General features: G+C 66.1%; 13 protein-coding genes. 8 read left to right on the top strand and 5 right to left on the bottom strand.

Features of this window, described 5'->3' with window-relative positions; genetic code table 11:
* A partial coding sequence (locus G3N99_RS25515) for an aminopeptidase P family N-terminal domain-containing protein (protein WP_206123783.1) occupies positions 1–425 on the bottom strand: 425 nt, incomplete at its 3' end.
* 18 nt (positions 426–443) lie between these two features.
* Complete coding sequence (locus G3N99_RS25510; protein ID WP_011350796.1) at positions 444–698, bottom strand: hypothetical protein; 255 nt, start codon at positions 696–698, stop codon at positions 444–446.
* Positions 699–869: 171 nt separating this feature from the next.
* Between G3N99_RS25510 and G3N99_RS25505 the strand changes: the two genes are divergently transcribed.
* The 7 genes from G3N99_RS25505 to G3N99_RS25475 all read left to right on the top strand — a co-directional run bounded on the left by G3N99_RS25505 (position 870) and on the right by G3N99_RS25475 (position 6971).
* Positions 870–1631 (top strand): response regulator transcription factor, encoded by a 762-nt coding sequence (locus G3N99_RS25505; RefSeq protein ID WP_174939714.1) that lies wholly within the window; start codon positions 870–872, stop codon positions 1629–1631.
* 26 nt (positions 1632–1657) lie between these two features.
* Positions 1658–2956, top strand: a complete 1299-nt coding sequence (gene hemA / locus G3N99_RS25500) for a glutamyl-tRNA reductase (protein ID WP_011350794.1) — start codon at positions 1658–1660, stop codon at positions 2954–2956.
* An 82-nt stretch (positions 2957–3038) separates the two neighbouring features.
* Positions 3039–4121: a peptide chain release factor 1 gene (gene prfA, locus G3N99_RS25495; protein ID WP_174939715.1), complete on the top strand. Its 1083-nt coding sequence runs from the start codon at positions 3039–3041 to the stop codon at positions 4119–4121.
* Positions 4122–4128: 7 nt separating this feature from the next.
* Positions 4129–4971: a peptide chain release factor N(5)-glutamine methyltransferase gene (gene prmC / locus G3N99_RS25490; protein WP_206123782.1), complete on the top strand. Its 843-nt coding sequence runs from the start codon at positions 4129–4131 to the stop codon at positions 4969–4971.
* Between the two features lie 67 nt (positions 4972–5038).
* A complete protein-coding gene (grxD, locus tag G3N99_RS25485) occupies positions 5039–5350 on the top strand; it encodes a Grx4 family monothiol glutaredoxin (RefSeq protein WP_011350791.1) in 312 nt (103 codons plus the stop codon).
* Between the two features lie 19 nt (positions 5351–5369).
* Complete coding sequence (locus G3N99_RS25480; protein WP_174939719.1) at positions 5370–5966, top strand: UbiX family flavin prenyltransferase; 597 nt, start codon at positions 5370–5372, stop codon at positions 5964–5966.
* A gap of 213 nt (positions 5967–6179) precedes the next feature.
* On the top strand, positions 6180–6971 hold the full coding sequence (locus tag G3N99_RS25475) for a class III extradiol ring-cleavage dioxygenase (RefSeq protein ID WP_206123781.1): 792 nt from the start codon (positions 6180–6182) through the stop codon (positions 6969–6971).
* Positions 6972–7082: 111 nt separating this feature from the next.
* Here G3N99_RS25475 and G3N99_RS25470 read toward each other — a convergent pair whose 3' ends face one another.
* A complete protein-coding gene (locus tag G3N99_RS25470) occupies positions 7083–8681 on the bottom strand; it encodes an APC family permease (RefSeq protein ID WP_174939723.1) in 1599 nt (532 codons plus the stop codon).
* A 420-nt stretch (positions 8682–9101) separates the two neighbouring features.
* On the opposite strand from G3N99_RS25470, the gene G3N99_RS25465 reads away from it, so the two are divergent.
* Entirely contained in the window at positions 9102–9305 is a 204-nt protein-coding gene (locus tag G3N99_RS25465) for a cold-shock protein (protein WP_006477070.1), read from the top strand.
* A 99-nt stretch (positions 9306–9404) separates the two neighbouring features.
* Here G3N99_RS25465 and G3N99_RS25460 read toward each other — a convergent pair whose 3' ends face one another.
* Together G3N99_RS25460 and G3N99_RS25455 are read right to left on the bottom strand one after the other, a co-directional pair.
* Entirely contained in the window at positions 9405–10655 is a 1251-nt protein-coding gene (locus G3N99_RS25460; RefSeq protein ID WP_174939725.1) for an Hsp70 family protein, read from the bottom strand.
* A gap of 186 nt (positions 10656–10841) precedes the next feature.
* Positions 10842–11447 carry a nitroreductase family protein gene (locus G3N99_RS25455; protein ID WP_174939727.1) on the bottom strand — a complete coding sequence of 202 codons (606 nt, stop codon included), beginning with the start codon at positions 11445–11447 and terminating at the stop codon, positions 10842–10844.
* Positions 11448–11577 lie beyond the last annotated feature (130 nt).

Below are 11577 nucleotides of genomic sequence, written 5' to 3'. Positions count from 1 at the left end.
CCGCGTGCGTTCAGCGCGCCCGTCAGCCCGCGTGCGGCCGCGACGCCGAGCACGGCGCCGTCGACGCCGACCGTCGCACCGGCTGCCACGTTCTGCGCGAGCCAGTCGACGTGCGGCGCGCTCTGCTGCCCGCCCGTCATCTTCATCAGTTGCACACCCGTGCCCGCCAGTTCGGCATCGGCCTGCACCCAGTAGCGACTGTCGACCCACAACCCCGCGAAATCCGCGGTCACGACCAGCGTGCCGACCGAGCCCGTGAAGCCGGACAGCCAGCGGCGGGCCTGCCAGCGCTCCGGCAGATACTCGGACAGATGGGGATCGGCGGACGGCACGAGATAGGCGGCCAGGTCCTCGCGGGCCATGGCGCCACGCAGCAGCGCGAGGCGGGCCGGCACCGGCGAGACTTCGGGAAGACGGGCATTCATGATTTCACCTGAGAACATTCAGCGACGGGCCGACAGCGCAACCGTCACGGCTACGACGAGGAACGCGACACCGGTGCAGACCGGCCATTCGAGCGTCTCGCCATCGTAAAACAGTCCTGAGAGATTCCCGGCCATGCGGGCCGCACCCGCGCCGACGATGCCGGCGAGCACCGCGATCCACCATGCCGGCCGGCCCGTGCGCCGCATCGGATGCAGCCACCGGCCGAACAGCCCGACGGCCGCTCCCAGGACAAGGATTCCAAACCAGTTCATTCGACGCCTTCTATAAATTCAGATTCGTCCCATAGGCGTGAACGTTGCCAGCGGCTAGCATCGATTCATCCATCGAACCCGAGACCAGCCGGGTGCCGCCAACATTCGAGTGTAGGGGCCGACTCGACGTTATGGCAAGCGCGCGCCGGCTGCCGTATTGAAGAAATTCTCATGCGAATCGCTCTGATCGATCCGGACGCGCGCCATGCCGCGCTCCTGAACCGCCTGCTCTTTGCGGGCGGTCATGTGTGCCACGCGTTTCCGTCCAGTGCGGCGTTCTTCGAGTGGCTCGCCACCGACACCTGCGACATGCTGATCACCGGCCATTGGGCCGGCGACCAGCCGGCCGAGGAAGTCATTCCGCGCGCGCAGACCATCCTGCCCGGGCTGCCGGCCATCGCCGTGATGCTGTTGCCGCGCGAAAGCGAAATCGTGTCGTGCCTGCACGCGGGCGCCGACGATTGCCTCGTGCGCCCCGTGAGCGGGCCCGAGATGCTCGCGCGCGTCAACGCGCTGAGCCGGCGCGCCGGCGTGCGCCGGCCACCCACCCGCTCGCGCGAAATGTATGGCGAATACGCGTTCGACGCCACGCACTGCCTCGTTCGCTTCGGCGATGCAATCGTTTCACTCACGCCGAAGGAGTTCCGGTTCGCGCAGCTGCTGTTCACGAACCTGTCGCGGCCGGTGTCGCGCGCCCATATCCTCGAAACGGTGTGGGCGCGCCGCCGCGACATGAAGTCGCGCACGCTCGATACCCACGCGTCCCGGCTGCGCAGCAAACTGCAGCTACTTCCGGAGCGCGGCTACCGGCTGCTGCCGCTCTACGGCTACGGCTATCAGCTCGACCGCGTGCCGATCGAGCCCCCTAATTCGCGGCCCCGGCACGCTGATGCCCGGTATGCGGCGAGTGAGGAAATCGCTGAAACGCTATAATATGGGGCTAAACGATAGCCCTCGATATGCAACTCCTCACGATCGGAATCAATCACCACACTGCGCCTGTCGCCCTGCGCGAACGCGTGGCGTTTCCGCTCGAGCAGATCAAGCCGGCTCTCGTCACGTTCAAGAACGTGTTTCTCGGCCCCCAGGCGCCCAATACGCCCGAAGCGGCGATCCTCTCCACCTGCAACCGCACCGAACTGTATTGCGCGACAGACGATCGCGCGGCACGCGAAGGCGCGGTCCGCTGGCTGTCGGAGTATCACCGGATTCCGGTCGACGAGCTCGCGCCGCATGTCTATGCGCTGCCGCAGTCGGAAGCGGTCCGGCACGCATTCCGCGTCGCATCCGGCCTCGATTCGATGGTGCTCGGCGAAACCCAGATTCTGGGCCAGATGAAGGACGCCGTCCGCACCGCGACGGAAGCCGGCGCACTCGGCACCTATCTGAACCAGCTGTTCCAGCGCACGTTCGCGGTCGCGAAGGAAGTGCGCGGCACGACCGAGATCGGCACGCAGTCGGTGTCTATGGCCGCCGCCGCGGTGCGTCTCGCGCAACGGATCTTCGAAAAGGTGTCCGATCAGCGCGTGCTGTTCATCGGCGCCGGCGAGATGATCGAGCTGTGCGCGACGCACTTCGCCGCGCAAGGCCCGCGCGAACTCGTCGTCGCGAACCGCACGGCCGAACGCGGCCAGCGGCTCGCCGAGCGCTTCAACGGCCGTGCGATGCCGCTCGCCGACCTGCCGACCCGCATGCACGAATTCGACATCATCGTGTCGTGCACCGCGTCGACGCTGCCGATCATCGGCCTCGGCGCAGTCGAGCGCGCGGTGAAGGCGCGCCGCCACCGCCCGATCTTCATGGTCGACCTCGCGGTGCCGCGCGACATCGAGCCCGAAGTCGGCAAGCTGAAGGACGTGTTCCTCTACACCGTCGACGATCTCGGCGCGATCGTGCGCGAAGGCAACGCCTCTCGCCAGGCCGCGGTCGCGCAGGCCGAAGCGATCATCGAGACGCGCGTGCAGAATTTCATGCAATGGCTCGACACGCGCAGCGTCGTGCCGGTGATCCGTCACATGCATACGCAGGCCGACGCGCTGCGCCGGGCCGAAGTCGACAAGGCGCAGAAGCTGCTCGCGCGCGGCGACGATCCGGCCGCCGTACTCGAAGCGCTGTCGCAGGCGCTGACCAACAAGCTGATCCACGGCCCGACGAGCGCGCTCAACCGCGTGAACGGCGCCGATCGCGATTCGCTGATCGACCTGATGCGCGGCTTCTACCAGCACGCACCGCGCTCGAACGACCAGTCCGGCCACTAGCGCCGGCCGATCGCCCTGCCGCCGGCCGCGTGCCGGCCTATCCTTTCCGAATACCCCTTGCCCGGGAGCGCCGCTCCACACCATGAAGACGAGCATGCAACGCAAGCTCGACCAGCTGTCCACACGGCTGGCCGAACTGAACGACCTGCTGAGCCGCGAAAACGTCACGGCCGACCTCGACCAGTACCGCAAGCTGACACGTGAACACGCGGAACTCGGCCCGGTGGTCGAACAGTACGCGCTGTGGCGCCAGTCGCGCAGCGACGAGACGGCTGCACAGGAACTGCTCGGCGATCTGTCGATGCGCGACTTCGCGGAAGATGAAATCCGCAGCGCGCGCGAGAGCATGACCCGCCTCGAGACCGAACTGCAGAAGATGCTGCTGCCGAAGGATCCGAACGACGAGCGCAACATCTTCCTCGAAATCCGTGCGGGCACGGGCGGCGACGAATCGGCGCTGTTCGCGGGCGACCTGCTGCGCATGTACCTGCGCTTCGCGGAACGCCAGCGCTGGCAGGTCGAAATGATGTCGGAGAGCGCGTCGGATCTCGGCGGCTACAAGGAAGTGATCGTGCGGATCGCGGGCCAGGGCGCGTATTCGCGCCTGAAGTTCGAATCGGGCGGCCATCGCGTGCAGCGCGTGCCCGCCACCGAAACGCAGGGGCGCATCCACACGTCCGCGTGCACGGTCGCGGTGATGCCGGAAGCCGACGAAATCGGCGAGGTCGAGATCAATCCGGCCGACCTGCGGATCGACACGTTCCGCGCGTCCGGCGCGGGCGGCCAGCACATCAACAAGACCGATTCGGCGGTGCGCGTCACGCACATCCCGACCGGGATCGTCGTGGAGTGCCAGGACGACCGTTCGCAGCACAAGAACAAGGATCGCGCGCTGAAGGTGCTCGCCGCACGCATCAAGGACAAGCAGTATCACGAGCAGCACGCGAAGGAAGCGGCCACACGCAAGAGCCTGATCGGCTCCGGTGACCGTTCGGAACGGATCCGCACGTACAACTTCCCGCAGGGCCGGATGACCGACCACCGGATCAACCTGACGCTGTACCGGCTCGAGGCGCTCATGGACGGCGATCTCGATGAACTGATCAGCGCGCTGGTCAGCGAACACCAGGCCGAACTGCTCGCATCGCTCGGCGATGCCGACTGAGGCCGCGATGCCCGACACCACCGCCGACGAACTGCTGCGCGCGTCGCCGCTCGACGCGGTCGATGCGCGCGTGTTGCTCGCGCACGCGCTCGGCTGGACCCGCACGCAACTGATCACGCGCGGCGACGCGCCGCTCGACGCAGCCGCGGTCGAACGCTACCGCGCGCTCGAGGCACGCCGCCTGGCCGGCGAGCCCGTCGCGCAGCTCGTCGGGATGCGCGAATTCTTCGGCCGGCCGTTCGACGTGACGCCCGACGTGCTGATCCCGCGCCCTGAAACCGAACTGCTCGTCGAAGCGGCGCTCGATGCGATCGACGGGCTGCCGCATCCGGCCGTGCTCGATCTCGGCACGGGTAGCGGCGCGATCGCCGTATCGATCGCCGCCGAGCGTCCCGATGCGCGCGTGTGGGCGCTCGACCGTTCGCCGGCTGCACTCGCGGTCGCGCAACGCAACGCCGGCAAGCTGCTCGACGCGCGCCGACCCGGCGGCCCGCTGCACTGGCTGGAAAGCGACTGGTACGCGGCGCTCGATCCGGCGCTCGCATTCGACGCGATCGTCAGCAACCCGCCGTACATCGCGCAGCACGATCCGCACCTCGCGCAAGGCGACCTGCGTTTCGAGCCGCGCGGCGCACTCACCGACGATGCCGACGGCCTCAGCGCGATCCGCACGATCGTCGCGGGCGCCGGCACCTATCTGAAACCGGGCGGCACGCTCTGGGTCGAGCATGGCTACGACCAGGCCGAGGCCGTGCGCGCGGTGCTCGCATCGCACGGCTTCGTCGCGGTCGAATCGCTCGCCGATCTGGCCGCCATCGAACGTACGACCGGCGGCCGCCTGCCGGGCTGATGCCCGGCCCGCCCGGTTGAAATCCGCTATCATTTCGATCTAACGCCCCGCTAACGCAAGGTCAGTCATGGACACCCAACAACGTATCAAGCAAATCGTCGACGAAAACCAGGTCGTGCTCTTCATGAAGGGCAACGCACAATTCCCGATGTGCGGCTTTTCGGGCCGCGCCATCCAGGTGCTGAAGGCCTGCGGCGTCGACCAGTTCAAGACAGTCAACGTCCTCGAAGACGACGAGATCCGCCAGGGCATCAAGGCATTCTCGAACTGGCCGACCATCCCGCAGCTCTACGTGAAGGGCGAATTCATCGGCGGCTCGGACATCATGATGGAGATGTACCAGTCGGGCGAACTGCAGCAACTGTTTGCCGCCGCGTAATACGCGTCGTCCCCTTTCGATGGCATCTCCCAGCGCGCCGCCACGCCGGCTGATCGTCGCGATCACCGGCGCCACCGGCGCGATCTACGGCGTACGGCTGCTCGACCTGCTGCGCGCTGCCGGCGGCGTCGAAACGCACCTGCTGATTTCGAACGCCGGCTGGCTCAACATCCAGCACGAACTGAAGCTGTCGAAGGCCGATGTCGAAAGCCGTGCGGACGTCGTGCATTCGGTGCGCGATGTCGGCGCGACGATCGCATCGGGGTCGTTCGCGACCGACGGGATGGTGATCGCGCCCTGCTCGATGAAGACGCTCGCGAGCGTCGCACACGGGCTGTCCGACAACCTGATCACGCGCGCAGCCGACGTCACGTTGAAGGAACGCCGCCGCCTCGTGCTGATGGTGCGCGAAACGCCGTTCAACCTCGCGCATCTGCGCAACATGACGGCCGTCACCGAAATGGGCGGCATCGTCTTCCCGCCGCTGCCTGCGTTCTACGCGATGCCGAAGTCGATCGAGGAGCTCGTCGACCAGACCGTCACGCGCGTGCTCGACCTGTTCGCGCTCAGCGCACCGCTGACGACGCCGTGGGCCGGCATCCGGCACGCTCAGTAAGCGCAAGTCCGTGCGAAGCGCGTTCTTCGCGCATCTTCGTCGATTGCCACGAATTTCCATTCGATTTCACGAATACAGCGCCCATCCTCCGTGGAACGCACTGCGTCGCCCCGATTATCAACAAACAAGCGTCAATCAAATTCCCTGACGCGGATTTATCAATACTCGGTGCGCGCCTATAGTCACAGGCAAATCCCTTTGCAGGCCACCACCATGAACCGCTTGCCTTCGCTCTACCTGTCCCACGGCGCTCCGACGCTGCCGATCGACCCGACACTGCCGTCCGGTGCATTTACGCACCTCGCCGCCGAACTGCCGCGCCCGCGCGCGGTGCTGATGCTGTCCGCGCACTGGGGCACGCAGCGCCCCGCCGCCAGCATCGCCGCGCATCCGGAAACGATCCACGATTTCTACGGCTTTCCACAGGCGCTGTACGACATCCGCTACCCGGCGCCCGGCGCACCCGACGTCGCCGAGCGCGCGGCCGGGCTGCTGAATGCGGCCGGGATCGAGACCGCGACGACCGAGCACGGCCTCGACCACGGCGCGTGGGTGCCGATGCTGCTCATGTTCCCGGAAGCTGACGTGCCGGTGGCGCAGCTGTCGATCCAGCCGCGCGCGGATGCCGCCCACCACTTCGCGCTTGGCCGCGCGCTGCGACCGCTGCGCGATGAAGGCGTGATGGTGATCGGCTCCGGCCAGATCACGCACAACCTGCGCGCCGCCGATTTCAGTGCGGCACCGGAGGATGCGGACCCGCGCGTCACGGAATTCACCGGCTGGTTCGAGGCGAAGCTGGCCGCGCGCGACGTCGACGCCCTGCTCGACTACCGCCGACAGGCACCGCACGCGGCGCTGATGCATCCGACCGACGAGCATCTGCTGCCGGTGTTCACGGCGCTCGGCGCGGCGGACGACGACTACCAGCTCGGCATCCAGTCGCTCGGCACGTACCAGCGCGTACTCGCGATGACGAACTACGTGTTCGCGAGCCCGGCCGCCTGAGCCGCGCACGACAACCGTCGACCGCCCAACAAAAAGCCCGCCCGAGCATCGCTCGGGCGGGCTTTTTTCCGCTGCTTGCTGCCGCCGCCGAATCCGGCGGCAGGTCACGCGTCAGGCGCCGACCCCTTCGAGGATCTCGTCGTGCGATTCACGCTCGTCGAGATACTTGGTCCGGTAGCCGGTATTCACGCCCCAGAAGTAGAACACCAGCGCGATTGCCGCGACGACCAGCATGTCCCAGCCGTACGGCAGCACGCCGTGGCCGCCGAATTCCTTGCTGCCGATCAGCGACAGCACGGCCATCGTCGGCAGGTACGCGACCAGCCACCATGCGGCCTTCAGGTCGTCACCCCAGCCGGTCCAGCCCGACTTCGCCTGGAAGTAGAAATACACCGGCAGCGCGACGATCATCAGCAGGATGATTTCGCCCGTCAGCGGCCACTTCGCCCAGTACAGGATCAGCGATGCGCAGACGAATGCGAACGGTGCGATCAGCTTCATCAGCGGAATCGACAGCGGACGCTCGATGTCGGTCGCCGCGCGGCGCAGCGCCATCAGGCTGATCGGGCCGGTCAGGTACGAGATCACCGTCGCCACCGAGATCACTGCCGCGAGCGAGCTCCAGCCGCGGAAGAAGAACAGGAAGATGAACGAGACGAGCAGGTTGAACCACATCGCCTGGCGCGGCACGCCGTAGAGCGGGTGCACGTTGCCGAACATCTTCGGCATCGTGTTGTTGCGCTCCATCGCATAGATCATGCGGGTGGTCGTTGCCATGTACGTCGTGCCGGTGCCGCTCGGGCTGACGAATGCGTCGACGTACAGCAGGATCGCGAGCCAGTTCAGGTTCAGCGCGATCGCCAGTTCGGCGAACGGCGACTTGAAGTTGAAGTGCGACCAGCCCTGCGCGACGTCAGCCGGATTCACCGAGCCGATGTACGCCATCTGCAGCAGCACGTAGATCACGAGTGCGATCAGGATCGACGTGATCACCGCGAACGGCACGCTGCGCGACGGGTTGCGCGCTTCGCCCGCGAGGTTCACCGGGCTCTGGAAGCCGTTGAACGCGAACACGATGCCGCTCGTCGCGACTGCGGTCAGCACCGCCGACCAGCCGTACGGCGCAAAGCTTGCATTCGATGCGGTGCCGAGGTTTTCCGGATGGTAGCTCGTCAGCATCAGGCCGAGGATCGTGAGGCCGGGGATCAGGAACTTGAAGATCGTGATCGTGGTGTTCGCACGGGCAAACGCCTTCACGCCCCAGTAATTCAACAGGAAGTAGATGACGACCAGCACCGCGGACAGCAGCAGGCCGGGTACCGTCAACTCGCCGTTCACGAACAGCGCGTGCGCCCAAGGATAGGGCCACGTACTCATGTACTGGATCGACGCTTCAGCCTCGATCGGAATCACGGATACGATCGCGATCCAGTTCGCCCACGCGCTGATGAAGCCGACCAGCGAACCGTGCGAGTAGCGCGCGTAGCGCACCATGCCGCCCGACTCGGGGAACATCGCGCCCAATTCCGCGTACGTCAGTGCAATTGCGAGAATCACGACAGCGCCGATGATCCACGCGCAGATCGCCGCCGGACCGGCAATCTTCGCGGCCTTCCAGGCACCGAACAGCCAGCCCGAGCCGATAATCGAACCCAGCCCCGTCAGCATCAATGCAAACGGGCCGATGTTCCGTTGAATAGAACTCTTCACATCCTCTCCTGTGTCTCAAAAAGCATGGTCGGCCCGCGGTCCGGGATCGGCTCGGACAGCACCGCGCACGCAATTTTGGGGGGGCGAGTCACCCGATCAGGGCAACCCGTCCACGCGGCGCGTAGTTTAACGGTTGCACCTGAAACGTGGCGCCAAAATCGTTCGGCCCCTACAAAAAATTCGCGTCGTTTGCAAGCTTTGTAAACCTGATCTCCGCAATAACCCTGAGTCCACGGAAATACGGTTGACCACGCGATTGATAAGCCGTATAAAGGACTTCGCAGGATTTCAAGTGGCGAGTGAATTGGTTCTTTCGTAGTTCGCCCATCAACGGTACTCCGGTTGGTCCTATTACCCCTTCCTTGATTTTCCGCACCCCATGGGCCTCGGCCCCGTTTTATCTTTTTAGGAACAAGTAACATGGCAACCGGTACCGTCAAGTGGTTCAATGACGCAAAGGGCTTCGGCTTCATCACCCCGGAAGGCGGCGGCGACGATCTGTTCGCGCACTTCTCGGAAATCCGCGTCGAAGGCTTCAAGACGCTGCAAGAAAACCAGAAGGTTGAATTCGAAGTGAAGACGGGCCCGAAGGGTCTGCAAGCTGCGAACATCCGTCCGGTCTAAGCTTGGCGCGATAATTCGTGAAAAAAAGCCCCGCTTCGGCGGGGCTTTTTGTTTTTAAGCGCCGGTTGCCCGGCATGGCGGCCTTTCAGCCGCCCGCATTCAACCGAACAATCGCTGCGCGTGAATGCCGAGGCCCGTCGCGACACTCGCGAGGCGGTCGCCGAACACCGGCTGCGCATCCGGGAACGCACCCGCCAGCGCGCCCGACAGGAACGCGAGCCCCGTCGAGCCACCGGTGAAATACAGCGCACCGACATCGCGCGGCGCAACGCCCGCGAGCCGCACCGTCTCGCGCGCGGCATCGACGATGCGTGCGGTGTCGTCATGGCTCGCGTCGACGAGTCGGTCGGCATCGAACGCAATCTGCAGATCCTCTTCCACGTCGTTCAGGTCGATCATCGTCTCCCCGCCCGCCGCGACACCGATCTTCGCTTCTTCCGCGCGCGCCATCAGCGCATGTCCGAGCCGCTGCTCGACCACGCTCGTGAGCCGGTCGTACTGCTGCACCTGCTGGTACAGGTGCTTCATCAATTTCAGCTCGCCGAGCCGCTTCGGCGTGTAGACCGTGTTGATCAGGTGCCAGGTGGCGAGATCGAAGTAGATCTTGTTCGGCAGCTCGCGCCCTTCGGGGTCGAGCGAACGGTAGCCGAATGCCGGCAGGATCGCCGCCAGCTCGACACGCCGGTCGTAGTCGGTGCCCGCGACGTGCACGCCGTGGTGGGCCAGCACGTCGTCCTTGCGCTCGAGCCGCGCCATCCGTTCGGGCCCGACGCGCACCAGCGAGAAGTCGGACGTGCCGCCGCCGATGTCGGCGACGAGCACGAGGCGCTCGGCCTGCTGGCGCGATTCGTAGTCGAACGCGGCCGCGATCGGTTCGTACTGGAAGTGCACGTCCGTGAAGCCGACCGACCGCGCGGCGGTCTCGAGCTGGTCCTGGGCGAGGCGGTCGGCACGCGGATCGTCGTCGACGAAGAACACCGGGCGGCCAAGCACCGCACGGCCGATCGGCGCACCCGCGCGGGCCTCGGCCTTGCGCTTCAGGTGCGTCAGGAAGCGCGCGATGATTTCGGTGTACGCAATCGCGCTGCCGTCGCCGAGATCGGTCGTGGTTTCCGCGAGCGGCGAGCCGAGGATGCTCTTCATCGAGCGCATCAGCCGGCCGTCGAAACCGTCGATATAGGAAGCCAGCGCCGCACGGCCGTATTCGACCGTCTCTTCGTCGTTGTTGAAGAAGATCGCGGTGGGCAGCGTCAGGTGGTCGCCCTCGACGGGCGCGAGGCGCATGCCGTCGCCGTCGGGCAGCGCCACGGCGGAATTGGACGTGCCGAAATCGATCGCGCAGTAAGTCATGGGAAGTTGCCGCAGCGGGGCCGGCGCGAAAACGGAAAGGACGGGCTTTTTAACATGAAGCCCGCGGGATCACAACCGGGGCCGGCCAGCGGTGCCGCGCACCGGGCCTCGGCGGGACGTGCGCGGCCTGGCGCGCCGGGGAAACATGCGGGCGGGATGCGCGATGCAGCCCGTCCGCCTGACGGGTCAGGCTGCCGCGTCGAAACCCTTCTTCCACGCGCCCGCATAGACGACCTCGCCGATCGCATGGCGCGTGCGCGGCGCCTTCTCGCGATCGCGCAGCACCGGATCGAGCTTGTCGACGTTGCCGTAGTGACCGAGCGAGATGATCGACGGAATCGCGACGTCGGCCGGAATCGCGAACGCATCGCGGAACGCCTTCGCGTCGAAGCCGCTCATCTGGTGGGCGGCCAGGCCCAGCGCGTGCGCCTGCAGCACCAGCGACATCGCGGCGGCGCCCGCGTCGTACAGCGCGGTGGGGGCCGGCTCACCCTTCGGCGTGAGCGTGTGCGCGGTCACCGCGATCAGCACGGGCGCCGGCGCATTCCAGCCCTGGTTGAACGGCACCAGCGTCGCGAACGCACGTTTGAATGCGTCTTCGTCCTGCGTGCGGTCGAATACGATGAAGCGCCACGGCTGCGCGTTGTAGGCAGACGGCGCCCAGCGGGCGGCTTCGAACACCGCGTGCAGATCGCCGGCGCTGACGGCTTCATCCGAATACGCGCGCGGGCTCCAGCGGCCCGCGATCAGGTCGTGAATCGAAACAGTGGTGGGAGCAGGTTTGACGGACATGCGGTTCCTCGCTGACATCGATGAAGGGGCGCGAACGCCCGGCGAACCGCAAGCATACCCGCTTGAGCCGATGCGCGCCCGATCCTCCCGCGCTATGCAAATCTCCGTGTGTGCATTGCCCGACCGACCA

Origin of the sequence: Burkholderia sp. Ac-20392 (assembly GCF_017104585.1) — a bacterium.
Taxonomy (GTDB): Bacteria; Pseudomonadota; Gammaproteobacteria; order Burkholderiales; family Burkholderiaceae; genus Burkholderia; species Burkholderia lata.
The sequence above is the reverse complement of the archived record's forward strand: the minus strand, read 5'-3'. Positions and strand labels throughout refer to the sequence as shown.